Source organism: Micromonospora sp. NPDC005087 (assembly GCF_042872965.1).
GTDB lineage: Bacteria > Actinomycetota > Actinomycetes > Mycobacteriales > Micromonosporaceae > Micromonospora.
In genome coordinates this window covers 278838-291615 of sequence record NZ_JBIALB010000003.1, presented here as the reverse complement: position 1 = coordinate 291615, position 12778 = coordinate 278838, and the positions used below count along the sequence as shown (strand labels likewise).

Annotated in this window: 13 protein-coding genes and 1 other RNA gene; 4 read left to right on the top strand and 10 right to left on the bottom strand. The window is 71.0% G+C overall.

The window, feature by feature from the left end:
- Positions 1-84: 84 nt before the first annotated feature.
- On the bottom strand, positions 85-1044 hold the full coding sequence (locus tag ACFYPS_RS09570; RefSeq protein ID WP_354965405.1) for a TIGR03619 family F420-dependent LLM class oxidoreductase: 960 nt from the start codon (positions 1042-1044) through the stop codon (positions 85-87).
- Positions 1045-1160: 116 nt separating this feature from the next.
- Between ACFYPS_RS09570 and ACFYPS_RS09565 the strand changes: the two genes are divergently transcribed.
- Positions 1161-1550 carry a MerR family transcriptional regulator gene (locus ACFYPS_RS09565; protein ID WP_354965406.1) on the top strand — a complete coding sequence of 130 codons (390 nt, stop codon included), beginning with the start codon at positions 1161-1163 and terminating at the stop codon, positions 1548-1550.
- Between the two features lie 167 nt (positions 1551-1717).
- On the opposite strand, the gene rnpB is transcribed toward ACFYPS_RS09565, so the two are convergent.
- Positions 1718-2134, bottom strand: an RNA gene (gene rnpB, locus ACFYPS_RS09560) — RNase P RNA component class A.
- Positions 2135-2284: 150 nt separating this feature from the next.
- On the opposite strand from rnpB, the gene ACFYPS_RS09555 reads away from it, so the two are divergent.
- Positions 2285-3046, top strand: a complete 762-nt coding sequence (locus ACFYPS_RS09555) for a sulfite exporter TauE/SafE family protein (RefSeq protein WP_354965407.1) — start codon at positions 2285-2287, stop codon at positions 3044-3046.
- Positions 3047-3071: 25 nt separating this feature from the next.
- On the opposite strand, the gene ACFYPS_RS09550 is transcribed toward ACFYPS_RS09555, so the two are convergent.
- A complete protein-coding gene (locus ACFYPS_RS09550) occupies positions 3072-4304 on the bottom strand; it encodes an MFS transporter (RefSeq protein ID WP_354965408.1) in 1233 nt (410 codons plus the stop codon).
- A gap of 54 nt (positions 4305-4358) precedes the next feature.
- On the opposite strand from ACFYPS_RS09550, the gene ACFYPS_RS09545 reads away from it, so the two are divergent.
- On the top strand, positions 4359-4844 hold the full coding sequence (locus ACFYPS_RS09545; RefSeq protein WP_354965409.1) for a MarR family transcriptional regulator: 486 nt from the start codon (positions 4359-4361) through the stop codon (positions 4842-4844).
- Positions 4845-4922: 78 nt separating this feature from the next.
- On the opposite strand, the gene mctP is transcribed toward ACFYPS_RS09545, so the two are convergent.
- The 7 genes from mctP to ACFYPS_RS09510 all read right to left on the bottom strand — a co-directional run bounded on the left by mctP (position 4923) and on the right by ACFYPS_RS09510 (position 11684).
- On the bottom strand, positions 4923-6572 hold the full coding sequence (mctP, locus tag ACFYPS_RS09540; RefSeq protein WP_354965410.1) for a monocarboxylate uptake permease MctP: 1650 nt from the start codon (positions 6570-6572) through the stop codon (positions 4923-4925).
- On the bottom strand, positions 6572-6814 hold the full coding sequence (locus tag ACFYPS_RS09535; protein WP_354965411.1) for a DUF3311 domain-containing protein: 243 nt from the start codon (positions 6812-6814) through the stop codon (positions 6572-6574). Before ACFYPS_RS09535 ends, mctP begins: the two co-directional genes overlap by 1 nt.
- Positions 6815-6977: 163 nt before the next feature.
- Positions 6978-8135: a bifunctional RNase H/acid phosphatase gene (locus ACFYPS_RS09530; protein WP_354965412.1), complete on the bottom strand. Its 1158-nt coding sequence runs from the start codon at positions 8133-8135 to the stop codon at positions 6978-6980.
- Between the two features lie 3 nt (positions 8136-8138).
- Positions 8139-8876 (bottom strand): C4-type zinc ribbon domain-containing protein, encoded by a 738-nt coding sequence (locus tag ACFYPS_RS09525; protein ID WP_354965413.1) that lies wholly within the window; start codon positions 8874-8876, stop codon positions 8139-8141.
- The gene (locus ACFYPS_RS09520; protein WP_354965646.1) at positions 8866-9702 is read right to left on the bottom strand and encodes a Nif3-like dinuclear metal center hexameric protein; all 837 of its coding nucleotides are present in this window, start codon (positions 9700-9702) and stop codon (positions 8866-8868) included. Before ACFYPS_RS09520 ends, ACFYPS_RS09525 begins: the two co-directional genes overlap by 11 nt.
- 163 nt (positions 9703-9865) lie before the next feature.
- Positions 9866-10438, bottom strand: coding sequence for a flavoprotein (locus tag ACFYPS_RS09515; protein WP_354965414.1), 573 nt, complete (start codon positions 10436-10438; stop codon positions 9866-9868).
- Between the two features lie 16 nt (positions 10439-10454).
- On the bottom strand, positions 10455-11684 hold the full coding sequence (locus ACFYPS_RS09510; protein ID WP_354965415.1) for a helix-turn-helix domain-containing protein: 1230 nt from the start codon (positions 11682-11684) through the stop codon (positions 10455-10457).
- 248 nt (positions 11685-11932) lie between these two features.
- Between ACFYPS_RS09510 and ACFYPS_RS09505 the strand changes: the two genes are divergently transcribed.
- A complete protein-coding gene (locus tag ACFYPS_RS09505) occupies positions 11933-12604 on the top strand; it encodes a bifunctional DNA primase/polymerase (protein ID WP_354965416.1) in 672 nt (223 codons plus the stop codon).
- Positions 12605-12778: the final 174 nt, after the last annotated feature.

Here is a 12778-nt window from a genome sequence, read left to right as displayed (position 1 = left end):
GCCTCTGAACGCATATGGTCACGTCGGGCGCATTCGGCGCAGACAGTTCGAGGCGGGTTGCGCCCGCACCCGGGGTGCCATCGGTCACGAGACCGTGGCCCGTTCGCGGATCTCCACCGCCGTCTCAAGCATCTGCCGAGTGCTGGTGAACCAGTCCTGCAGATTCAGATCCACGATGAGCTCGTCTGCGCCAGCCTCTGCGGCCGTTTCGACATCGTCCATGATCTGGTCGAGAGTGCCGACGAACGGGGATCGGTCAGGTCCTGCCGGACGGTCAGTGAAGGTCACGTTTCCCACCACGACCATCTCCATCCGGCTCGCGTCCCGGCCATACCCGGAAGCCATTTCCCGGATACGAGCCCAGCTTGCGCGCAGTTCCGCGGCTCCCGCTGGTCCAGGTTTGCTGAGGAACGGCAGCCAGCCGTCCGCGCGTCTGGCAATGCGTTCCACGGCCTTGGAACGGGTGCTGCGGCCTATGTTGCTGCCACCACCGCCCAGCATCACGGGGATCTTCGAAACGGGCTTGGGCAGGACCGAGGCGTTGTCGATGACCACGCGAGGACCTCGGACGGTCACCGGGTCCGGCCCCCACGCGGCATCGAAGACGTCCAGCGTCTCGTCGAGGAAGCGGCCGCGATCCGCTCCGGTGGCGCCAGTGGCCCGGAACTCGTCGGTGGACCAGCCGGCGCCGAGGCCAGCGACCATGCGGCCGCCGCTGATCTGATCGATCGTGGCCAGCGCCTTCGCCAGCTGGATGGGAGTGTGGAGTGGAGCGATCAGCACAGCGGTACCGAGGCGCACCTTTTCGGTCGCCACCGCCGCTGCCGTGAGAACTGCCAGGGGGTCGGCCGCCTGGCGTTGGGTTGACGGCCACGGCACATCAGGCAGAGCGGAGTATGGCTCGGCCGGTGTCTCGGGGAACAGCAACCGCTCATACGTCCACAAACTGGCGTATCCGCTCGCTTCGGCCGTTCTGGCTGCTTCGACCAGGTCGTGTTGTAGGTCGACTCCCAATCTCTGGGGCAGCCGAAGTCCGAGTTTCATTCTAAGCCCTCCGCTGTAGTCGTGATTGTCGTGGCCGCCGCAGAAACTGTTCTCGGTCCACCCACCCAAGGTTGAACCCTCACACTGATGTGAGTGTCAAGTGTAGGCTTGAGCACATGCAGATCGGAGAACTCGCGGAGCGTACGGGCACATCCCGTCGACTACTGCGCTACTACGAGGAGCAGCAGCTGCTCACACCCAGCCGCGCCCTCAACGGTTACCGTGAGTACCAAGAGTCACACGTGTACATCGTGCAGCAGATCAAGGGACTGCTCGATGCCGGACTGCCGACCCGAATCATTCAGCAGCTCCTGCCGTGCCTGGACAAGCCGCAGACCATCTACGTCCCCAACGTGACACCCGAAATGATCGCCACACTGGAACGCGAACAAGCTCGGCTATCCGAACGCATCGAGTGCCTGACCCGTAACAGAGACGCAATCGCCGACTACCTCGACACGGTTCTCAGCGTCAAGTCAGCGAACGCCCGAAGCACTGCCACGTAAATGATCTGACGAGCGTCTCGCCGCATCCAGTTGCTGCTCGCCGCTGTCAGCGAAGCCGCACACCCACCCGGCGCACCACGGGGCTCGGCAGCAACCGCGCCTGTCGTGACAGCGCGGATGGTGGGAGCCTCGATCGAGTGGCCCGGGGGCTGCGGCCTGGTGGGCGACGGACGAGTCGACCTGTACGCCGGATTCTGTGCGCGGCGCGTACCCCAAAGGGGTCTGCGCCGGCGGCGGCCATCCATCTCGGCCTGCCGTCGCCGGCAGGCTCCAGCGGCCTACCCGCAGACATCGGGCGGGCAGCCCTCAAGCGTCTGCGCCGGGTCGTCACCTTGCGGTGACGGCCCTTGCTTGGCCTTGCTCCGGGTGGGGTTTACCGAGCCACCCCGGTCACCCGGGGTGCTGGTGGGCTCTTACCCCACCGTTTCACCCTTACCGGCCCCGATGGGGCCGGCGGTCTGTTTTCTGTGGCACTGTCCCGCGGGTCACCCCGGGTTGCCGTTAACAACCACCCTGCCCTGTGGAGTCCGGACGTTCCTCGGCGGCGGGCCGAAGCCCGCCGACGCGGCCGCCCGGTCGACTCGTCCGTCGCGCTCTCATCCTAACGACGGGCGGCCCACCGGTATTGCCGCCCCGCCTGATCAAGATCGCGCAGCTCAGGGGCGGTGGCGGCGTTCATCGGGCGGGAGTCCGGCGTTCCCGCCCGAGCGGGCGGGGTCTAGCCTCGTGGGGCTATGGATCTCTCCCACGCCGCGCTGCTGCTCGCCGCCGGTCTCGCCGCGGGCACGGTCAACGCGGTGGCCGGTGGCGGTTCGCTGATCACCTTTCCAGCGATGATCGCGGTCGGGCTGCCCCCGGTGCCGGCGAACGTCAGCAACTCCGTCGCCGTGTTTCCCGGGTACCTGGCCAGCGTGGCGGGCAGTCGCGCGGACCTTCCGCGCGGGCGGGCGCTGGCCACGCTGGTGCCCACCACGATCGTCGGCACCATCCTCGGGGCGCTGCTGTTGCTGGCAACCCCGGCCCGCGCGTTCGAGGTGGTCGTGCCGTTCCTCGTGCTCGGCGCGACCGCCGTGCTTGCCTTCCAGGACCCGCTGCGCCGGCTGGTCGGTCACCCGCGGGACATGTCGCCGCGCCAGCGGACGATCGCGGTGCAGACGATGGTCGGGCTCGGTGCGGTGTACGGCGGGTACTTCGGTGCGGCGCTCGGCGTGATGCTGGTCGCCGGGCTGGCGCTGGTGCTGGACGCGACGCTGGCCCGGGTGAGCGCGATCAAGAATCTGCTCTCCGCGGTGGTGGGGTTCACCACGCTGGTGGTGTTCGCCCTGTTCGGGCCGGTGAACTGGGCCGCCGTCGCGGTGGTCGCGCCGGCCACGCTGATCGGCGGGTACGTCGGCGCCCGGCTGGTCCGCCGGCTGCCGCCGGTGCTGCTCAAGACGATCATCGTGGTGTTCGGCACGGTGATCGGGCTCTACCTGCTCTGGCGCGCCCTGAGCTGACACCGGCGGCGGCGGGGATGCGCGGTCAGTACGCCTCGCCGACCGGCTCCTCCGGGGCGTGCTCGGTGTCGGCTGCGGCGCGGTTCCACCGGGACCAGAGCACCCGCTCGCCGTAGCCGGCGGCCATCACGTGCGCGAAGGCCAGGTAGACCAGCACGCCGACGGTGAGCACCCCGAAGCCGACCCAGAACGGCAGCGACAGCGAGTGCTCGGCGAGCTTGCCGGAGATGATCGGCGCGGGCGCGGCGGCGCCCCAGCGGACGAGGTTGAAGGCGCCGGTGGCCACCCGGCGGTCGCTGGAGCCGAGGCCGAGCGCCAGGTCGGTGAGGTTGGCGTTGGCCAGCCCCATGCAGAGCCCGGCGAGCACCAGCACGACGAGTGCCTCGGTGGTGCTGGTGGAGGTGGCGAAGAGGACCATGCAGACCAGCAGCCCGGCGATGGCCACGCCGACGGTCTGCACCGCGCCGATCCGGTGGGCCAGGCGGTGGCCGATCAGCAGGATGCCGGTGGCCAGGCCGAGTCCCCAGCCGGTGAACGCCAGCCCCAGCGGGATGATGTCCAGGCCCAGGAAGAGCGGTGTGTAGCCGAGCACCACGAAGAACACGAAGTTGTACGTGCCGGTCACCACGCAGAGCGCGATGAACGCGGGACGGCGGTAGGTGGCGAAGATCTGACCGACGCGCACCGGGGCCTGCCGGTTGGTCGGCTCGCGCAGCTTGCGGGCGGCCACGCCGAGGGCGAGGACCATGAACACGCCGCAGACGAAGAACGGCAGTCGCCAGCTCACCTCGCCGAGGAGGCCGCCGATCAGCGGGCCGACGGCGAAGCCGAGGCCGAGGGCGGTCTCGAAGAGGCCGACCACCCATTCCCGGTCGACGGCGAGGTTGACCAGCACCACCATGGCGGTGGCGAAGAACATCGCGTTGCCCAGTCCCCAGACGCCGCGCAGCACGGACAGCTGCACGATGTTGTCGCTGAACGAGGCGAGGATCGCGGCCAGGCCGACCACGGAGACTCCGGCGATCAGCACCGGCTTGAAGCCGAACCGGCCGCTGGCCAGGGTCGCCGGGATCATGCCGAGGGCCATCACCGCGATGTACGCGGTGAACAGCAGCTCGACCTGCCAGGCGGTGACCCCGATCGCGTCGCCGATGGCCGGCAGGATCGGGTCGACGACGGCGATGCCGGCGATCGCGAGGAAGGCCACCAGTGTGGTGGCGTAGATGGCACTGCGGTTCGGTTCGGAACGCCGATCCACTCCAACTCCCCAATTAGCTGTATAGTACAGGTACTTATCCTGTATCATACAGCTATGAGCGATGACCCCTACCGGGACGCCGAGGCCGAGACCGACGAGGTCACCCTGGGCCGGATCGAGACCGAGGTGGCCCTGCTGATGCGCTTCGGCGAGGCGACCCGACGGGCCACCGGCACCGCCGAGCACCGGGTGCTCGACCGGGCGGCGTACGTGATCCTGCGTCATCTGGACACCGCCGGCCCGCAGAACGTCTCCGCGCTCGCCGCCCGACTCAACCTGGACGGCTCGACCGTGACCCGGCAGGTGTCCGCGCTACAGCGCGACGGCCTGATCACCCGTACCCCGGACCCGTCCGACGGCCGGGGCACCGTCATCTCCCCCACCGCCACCGGCCTGCAACGGATGGCCGCGGTCCGGGCCGCGCGGACCCGGCTCTACGGCGACATGCTCGGCGACTGGCCCGCCGAGGACCGGGAGACCCTCGCGGTGCTGCTGCGCCGCCTCAACGAGGCCCTGGAAGCGCGCAACCGCCCCCGCTGAGCCGCGCCGCACGCAGTGAAAGGAAGGGCCCCTTGTTAACGCCAGGCGTTAACAAGGGGCCCTTCCTTTCACGGGACGTCAGGCGACCGGCTCCCGGGCGGAGTCGACGTCGCGCTCCGTGCCGGCGGTGACCCGGGGGTCACCCTCGTCGGCGAAGTAGTCGTCCGGCGTGGTGCCGTCGACCCCCTCGGCCACCTTGGCGGCGCGCACGGCCAGCGTCACCAGCGCCGCGACCGCCAGGTTCACCAGCACCGCCACGATGCCCACGTAGATCGTCTTGGTGGTGTCGAACCCGAACTCCGAGAGCGGGAACGCCGAGCCACCGAAGTGCTTCCGGGTGGGGCTCGCCACCTGGTAGAGCATCCACATGCCCAGCCCCATGCCGGCCGCCCAGCCGACGATGAGCCCGGTGCGGTGGAACCAGCGGGTGTAGAGACCCAGCGCCACCGCCGGCAGCGTCTGGAGGATGATCACGCCGCCGATCAGCTGGAGGTCGATGGAGAACTGCGGGTCCAGGAAGACGATGCAGGCCACCGCGCCGACCTTAACCACCAGCGAGGTGATCTTCGAAACGTTCGCCTCCTGCGCCGGGCTGGCGTCCCGCTTCAGGTACTCCTTGTAGACGTTGCGGGTGAACAGGTTCGCCGCCGCGATCGACATGATCGCCGCCGGCACCAGCGCGCCGATGCCGATCGCCGCGTACGCGACACCGGCGAACCAGTCCGGGAACTGCTGGTCGAAGAGCAGCGGCACGATGGTGTTGTTGTCCACGCTGCCTTCCGACGCACCCGGCAGCGGCTTCACGCCGGCCGCGATCGCCATGTAACCGAGCAGCGCGATCAGCCCGAGCAGCAGGCTGTACGCGGGCAGCGCCGACATGTTCCGCTTGATCACGTCGCGGTTCCTGCTGGCCAGCACGCCGGTGATGCTGTGCGGGTAGAGGAAGAGCGCCAGCGCCGAGCCGAACGCCAGGGTGACGTACTGGAGCTGGTTGTTGCCGTTGAGCAGGATCCCGTCGTTCGGGTTCGGTGAGGCGTCGAACTTCGCGTCCGCGGCGGCGAAGATGTCACCCCAGCCGCCCAGCTTGTACGGCAGGTAGACGATCGCCACCAGGATCACGATGTAGATCAGCGTGTCCTTGACGAACGCGATCAGCGCCGGCGCGCGCAGCCCCGACTGGTAGGTGTAGGCCGCCAGGATGGCGAACGCGATGATGATCGGCAGGTGCCGGGCCAGCGCGTTGTCGCCGGTCACCCCCATCGTCTTGAGGACCGCCTCGATGCCGACCAACTGCAACGCGATGTACGGCATGGTGGCCACGATGCCGGTGATCGCGATCAACAGCGCCAGCACCGGCGAGTCGAACCGGTTGCGGACGAAGTCGGCCGGCGTGACGAACCCGTGCCGGTGCGACACCGACCAGAGTCGGACCAGCACCAGGAAGACCAACGGGTAGATCACGATGGTGTACGGCACCGCGAAGAACCCGGCCGCGCCGGCCCCGAACATCAGCGCCGGCACCGCCACGAAGGTGTACGCGGTGTAGAGGTCACCGCCGACCAGGAACCAGGTGATCCAGCCGCCAAAGCTGCGCCCGCCCAGCCCCCACTCGTCGAGGTGGGCCATGTCCTTCGGGGCACGCCACCGGGCGGCCACGAAGCCCATCCCGCTGACCAGTAGGAAGAGCAGGGAGAAGACGATGATCTCGGTGAGATGGTCCCGCCACATCAGTGCTCACCCCGCTTCTTCGTCATCTGGTAGACCAGCGTCGTGGTGGCCACGCCGAGCAGGATCCAGGCGAGTTGCAGCCAGTAGTAACGCGGGAACCCGAAGATTCGGGGAGAGTCGCCGTTGAAGAAAGCCGGGATCAGCGGCACCACGATGGGGATGAAAAGCAACCAGTTCCAGGGGCTGTGGTCCTTCGCCCTGGGCGGCGCCGTGGTGGGCGCCTCCGGTTCCGGTGCAGCCATGTGACACACCTCCGGGAAGAATGGCTCGCGATGTAACGGCCGGAGGCTACGACTCTGTGACCGCTGTCACGCGCGCTGCGCGAAGGGTGCTGCGCCGAGCGGCCGACGGCATGCGCCGAACGGCGCGACCGGTCGGGCCGACGGGCGAGCAGGTCCGGCCGGATCAGCCGGCGGAGAGGTGGGCGGTGTCGTTGACCGTGCGCACCGCGACGCCGCCGTCGGGCCACATGTCGAGCACCGAGATGCCGGCCGCGTCCAGGAAGAGCCGGTGCAGGAAGCCGTCGCTGGCCGCGAGCGCGTCCCGCAGCACCAGCTTGATCGGCGAGACGTGCGAGACGACCACCACGGTCTCCCCGGGGTACGCCTTGATCAGCCCGGCGACCACCCGGTGGCAGCGCTCGGCCACCTGGGTGAACGACTCACCACCTGGCGGGGCGATCCGGGGTGAGGCGAGCCAGGCGTCCATCTCCCCCGGCCATTGCGCGCGCACCTCGGTGAAGGTGCGCCCCTCCCAGTCCCCGAAGTCGCACTCGATCAGGTCGTCCTCGGTGCGTACCGGGACGTCGCCGAGCGCCCCGGCGATCGCCGCCGCGGTCTGCGTACACCGGGACAGCGGGGAGCTGAGCACGGCCGCGACGGACGGGGCCAGCGCGGCCACCCGGGTGGCGGTGGCCCGGACCTGGGCCCGGCCGCGCTCGGAGAGCGGCACGTCGCCCCGGCCGGAGTAGCGCCGCTGCTCGGTGTACGCGGTCTCGCCGTGCCGGACCAGGATCAGCCGGGTGGCGGTGAAGCTCGGTCGCGGCTCCCAGGAGGCCGGCGCGGTCGCCGGGTCGCTGCCGGTGGTCGTCGCCGCGGGTCGCCCGACGGTGGCGTCCAGCGCGGCGGTGGTCGGCGTCGCCGCGGGTCGCCCGGCGGCGGCGTCCATCGCGGCGTTTGCCAGCGCGTCGGCGTGCCGGTTCTGCTCGCGGGGGATCCAGGCGAACCGGACCGCCGCGAACCGGCCCACCAGGCTGGCCGCCTGGGCGGCGAGCGGTCGCAGGCCGGGGTGCTTGATCTGCCACCGGCCGCACATCTGCTCGACCACCAGCTTGGAGTCCATCCGGACGTCCACCTCGGCGGCGCCCAGCTCGGCGGCGGCCGTCAGCCCCGCGATCAGGCCCTGGTACTCGGCGACGTTGTTGGTCGCCGTACCGATCGACTCGGAACGCTCGGCGAGCACCTCGCCGGTCCCCGGGTCGCGCACCAGCGCGCCGTAGCCGGCCGGGCCCGGGTTGCCCCGGGACCCGCCGTCGGCCTCGACGACGACCACGCGCGGCGCCACGACCTACAGGCCCGACTCGTTGGTGCGGACCATGATCCGCCGGCAGTCCTCGCAGCGGACCACGTCGTCCGGGGCGGCCTTGCGGATCCGGGCCAGGTCGGCGCCGGAGAGCTCCAACCGGCAGCCGCCGCAGCGGCCCGCGGTGAGCAGCGCGGCGCCCAGCCCGGTGTCCTGGCGGATCTTGTCGTAGAGGGTGACCAGCTCGCTCGGGAGGTCGGCGGCCAGTGGCTGACGGGCCCCCCGCTTGAACTCCTCGTCCTTGGCGATCTCGGCCAGCGCCTCGTCCCGGCGCTGCTCGGTGGCGGCCCGCTTCTCCCGGGTCTCGGCCAGCCGCTGCTCCACGCCGTCCAGCACGCCCTGCGCGGTCTCCCGCTGCTCCATCAACTCCAGCTCGGCGTCCTCCAGGTCGCCCTGGCGCCGGTTCAGCGAGACCAGCTCGTGCTGGAGCGCCTCCAGCTCCCGGGCCGGCCCGGTGCCGGCAGCCAGCCGGTTCTGGTCCTTCTCCTTGCGGGCCCGGACCTGGTCGACGTCCTTCTCCAGCCGGGCGATGTCCCGGTCCAGGTCGTCGACCGCCACCTGGGCGCGGACCCGCTCGTCCTCCAGCGACGACAGCTCCCGGGCCAGCGCCTCCAGCTCCGCCCGCTCGGGCAGCGAACGCCGGCGGTGGGCGAGCTGGGCGAGGTTGGTGTCGATCGCCTGGAGGTCGAGCAGGCGGCGCTGCACCTGGGGGTCAGCCTTCACGGTCGGGCTCCTTGTCGTCCACAACGGGTGCGGCGGCGTGCACGGTCCACGGGTCGGTGTCCAGGTCGGACACCAGCGTCTCGACGCCCGGCGCCTCCCGCAGGAGGGCGGCCAGGTCGTCCAGCCACGGTCGTTCCGTCGCCCAGTGGGCGGCGTCGATCAGGGCGGGACCATCGGCGGCGAGGTGCTCGCCGGCCGGGTGGTGCCGCAGGTCGGCGGTGAGGTACGCGTCCACCCCGGCGGCGGTCGCGGCGCCGAGGAAGCTGTCCCCCGACCCGCCGCTGACGGCGAGGGTACGAACCATACGCCCGGGATCCCCCGCGGCGCGAACTCCCCACGACGTGACGGGGAGCACCGCGGCGGCGTGCCGGGTCAGCTCGGCGAGGGTCATCGGGCGGGGCAGCTCGCCGATCCGGCCGATACCCCGCTCGTCGCCGTACGCGGGCGACCCGGGCGCGGGCCGGTGCAGCGGGCGCAGCCCGGTCAACCCGAACCGGGCAGCGAGGGCGTCGGAGACACCCGGGGAGGCCACGTCGGCGTTGGTGTGGGCCACGTAGAGCGCCACCCCGGCCCGGATCAGCTGATGGACGATCCGCCCCTTGAACGTCGTCGGAGCGACCGAGGAGACCCCGCGCAGCAGCAGCGGGTGGTGCGCGACGATCATGTCGACGCCGGCAGCCAGCGCCTCGGCGACCGTCTCGGGCACCACGTCGACCACGCAGAGCACCCGGTGGACCGGGGCCGTCGGCTCGCCGAGCACCAGACCCACCCGGTCCCACTCCTCCGCCCAGACCGGCGGGTAGCGCCGTTCCAGCTCGGCCACCACGTCGGTCACCGTGGGGGTGGATCCGCATACGCTCACGGCGGGCCAGCTTACCGTCGCGCGGGCCGCAGGGCGGCGATGCCCGGCCCGGCCGCGCCGGCCGAGCGGCGAGCCGGACACGTCCGCCCGACGATCCGGCGGCGAGCCGGACGTGCCCGCCCGGCGGTCAGGCGGCGCGGCTGGAGCCGGCGAGCAGTGCGGCCAGCGGCATCTGCCAGGGAAACGCGTGCAGGTGCTGCTCGCCCGTTCCCGGCGGGTGCAGGGCGACCACGTGATCGCCGAAGAGCACCGTGACCCCCCATTCGGCCAGCCGGGCCAGGCCGGCCCGGAACGCCGGGTGGGCGGCCATCGCGGCGTTGGTGTACGGCACCGCCACGATGGGGACGCCCTTGCCCTGCGCCTCGACCAGCAGGCCGAGCGCGAGGGTGTCGGCGATCCCGGCGGCCCACTTGTTGACCGTGTTCACGGTGGCCGGGCAGACGATCATGGCGTCGGCTGGCGGCAGCACGTCCGGGTCGCCGGGGTTCTTGTAGTGCGTCCGCACCGGGTGACCCGTCTGCCGGATCAGGGCGGACCTGTCGACGAACTTGGCGCCGTCCGGCGTGGCGACCACGCAGACCTCCCAGCCGTCCTGCTGGGCCAGGTCGACCAGGCGGCCGACGTGCCGGGCCAGCGGCGAACCGCAGGCGATGACATAGAGCACCTCGCGGTGCCCGCTGGTGCGCTGTGAACCGGCCATCAAACCGGCTCCGCGCTCATACCCCTACTCCCATGTGCTCAGCCAACTCCGCTACCGGAGAAGGCGGCGCACCACGTGTGCGACGCAGGATGTCCGACATCACCTCGTGCGCGATCGGCCGGCAGCGGATCTCCGACGGGGCGAGCCGGTCGCCGCGCAGCAGCATCTCGCCAGCGTTCGCCACGTCGCCGACCTGGGCGAAACCGCGGGCGATGTCGAGCAGGTGGTGCGCCCGGCGCTCGGGCAGCAACGCGTTGAAGGAGGGCTCCACGATGCGCAGCTGGTGCACCTCCACCGCCCGCCCCCCGTCGCCCAGCTCCACCGCGGCCGCGGCCCGGTGCAGCTCCACGTTGGTCGGGCCGAACGAGGTCCAGTAGTGGTTGTGGTCGCCGCCGAGCAGCGTGGCCGCCTCCTCGGCGCCGTTGATGAGGTCGTCGACGGTCGCCGAGTCACCGATCCGGGAGGCGGCCATCGCGCCCTGGAGCAGCAGCATGCCGTAGACGGAGAGCCGGGCCGGGGACACCTCGTTGCCGCCACCGGGTGCGAGCCGGTTGGCGATCTGGACGTTCAGCTCCAGCGCCGGACGGGCACGCCCCATCGCGACCAGCGCGTTGCACACCCGGGTGGTGGCGATGCCGGCCAGCAGCGGGTCGTCGGCCCGCTGGGCCACCGCCATCGAGCGGTCCGCGGCCAGCCAGGCCAGCTCGCACTCGCCGAGCTTGCGCAGCACGGAGGAGGCGATCTGGTAGACCTGCCCGAGCAGGTGCGCCGCCTCCGGGGCCTGCTCGCCGCCGTAGCCGGCGTCGGCCGCCTGAGCGTCCCGCAGCAGCTTCGGCAGCGCCCGGGTGAGCATCCCGTAGCGGCCGTACTGGTAGGTGAGCCAGGCGTGGTTGACGGCCTTGCGCATGTCGTCCAGCGGGGGTGGGTACGGTGCCGCGTCGAAGTACGCGCTCATCGAGTCGTACCGCTCCAGCGCGGCCCTGATCTCCTGCACCTCGACCTGATCGATGCAGTTCAACGCGTCGGTCCGCCGCTCCGGGTCCTTGCCCATCAGCAGCTGCACGTCCGCCTGGAGGATGTCGGCGATCTCGTAGAGGACCGAGAACTTGTCCAACCGACGGACGCCGCGCTCGACCTTGTCCACCCAGCTCTTCGACTTGCCCAACCGGTCCGCGAAGACCTGCTGCGACATCTTGCGTCGCCCCCGCCAGTAGGCCACTCGCCGCCCTATGGGTAGCTCGTCCATCTGCCCATCCCTCCCCCTGACGCCCCGGCCATCGGGTCCGGGCGATGTCCGCGGGTGCGGCGAACCTCGTTCATCTTCAGGTTTTCGCTGGTCGCACAGCCAGTGCGTCAGCCGTACAGCCAATCCTCGTACTTTTCGTGCAAGTTGCACGAGCCGTTCGTCAACCTCAACGATCGTGGGTTACGGCAGTGACGGTGCTCGAACTGCGACCTGGCGTTCGCCGGGCCCGATGAGGGGAGATGGCACACATGTGGGGGAACGTCGGACCGCGCGTCGCCGAACTGTCGCCGTTGGAACGGGTCCGGCTGCGCCGGGTCGCCGTGCGGTACGCCGCGCACGGGTGGGAGGTGACCCCGGGGGCGTGTCTGGCCCGCAGCCGGTTCGTCTGCGGCCGGGCCGGCTGCCCCACCGTGGGCTGCCACCCGGCGCTGGAGAACTGGGAGCTGGCGGCCAGCGCCGACCCGGCCCGGGTGGCCACCTGGTGGCGGAGCCGCCCGCACGGCCTGCTGCTGCCCACCGGTCGGGCCTTCGACGTGTTGGAGGTGCCGGCCCACCTCGGCCGACGCGTGCTCGACGCGGTGCAGATCCACCCGGCCGGCACCGGCGTACGCGGGCCGGTGCTGGTCACCCCCACCGGCCGCTGGATGTTCCTCGTCCGCCCCGGTGATCCGCTCCGGCCGGAGCTGGAGCACTGCTTCCACGTGGTCCGGCACGGGCCGGGCTCGTGGATCCCGGCGCCACCCACCCGGCTGCCGGAGGGGACGGTCCGTTGGGCGGTCGCCCCGGAGCAGGCCCGCTGGCAGCTCCCGGACTCCTACCTGGTGCAGAACACGTTGATCGAGGCGCTGCGCGCCACCGGTGTGACACTCACCCCCGACCTGCTCCCCGGTCACCTGCCGCTGCCCCGGCGAGGCATGTGAACGCGCCCCGGCAGCCAATTCGATCCCGTCGCCGACAGCGTCGCCGGGGTGCCGGTCCTCGTTGACAGGAGGACGGCGCGAACGCGCGCCACGAGCGGGGGAATGATGTCCACGGACGACAGAGCGTCTCATCCCGGCGGCACCGAACCGCCCCGCCGCAGCCACCCGCGGCAC

Bases quoted from the DNA above. Each gene is read 5' to 3' on its own strand.
- ACFYPS_RS09570 (WP_354965405.1), bottom strand. From the start codon at position 1,044: ATGAAACTCGGACTTCGGCTGCCCCAGAGATTGGGAGTCGACCTACAA.
- ACFYPS_RS09555 (WP_354965407.1), top strand. From the start codon at position 2,285: ATGGATCTCTCCCACGCCGCGCTGCTGCTCGCCGCCGGTCTCGCCGCG.
- ACFYPS_RS09510 (WP_354965415.1), bottom strand. From the start codon at position 11,684: ATGGACGAGCTACCCATAGGGCGGCGAGTGGCCTACTGGCGGGGGCGA.
- ACFYPS_RS09505 (WP_354965416.1), top strand. From the start codon at position 11,933: ATGTGGGGGAACGTCGGACCGCGCGTCGCCGAACTGTCGCCGTTGGAA.
- ACFYPS_RS09545 (WP_354965409.1), top strand. From the start codon at position 4,359: ATGAGCGATGACCCCTACCGGGACGCCGAGGCCGAGACCGACGAGGTC.
- ACFYPS_RS09515 (WP_354965414.1), bottom strand. From the start codon at position 10,438: ATGGCCGGTTCACAGCGCACCAGCGGGCACCGCGAGGTGCTCTATGTC.
- mctP (WP_354965410.1), bottom strand. From the start codon at position 6,572: ATGTGGCGGGACCATCTCACCGAGATCATCGTCTTCTCCCTGCTCTTC.
- ACFYPS_RS09565 (WP_354965406.1), top strand. From the start codon at position 1,161: ATGCAGATCGGAGAACTCGCGGAGCGTACGGGCACATCCCGTCGACTA.
- ACFYPS_RS09535 (WP_354965411.1), bottom strand. From the start codon at position 6,814: ATGGCTGCACCGGAACCGGAGGCGCCCACCACGGCGCCGCCCAGGGCG.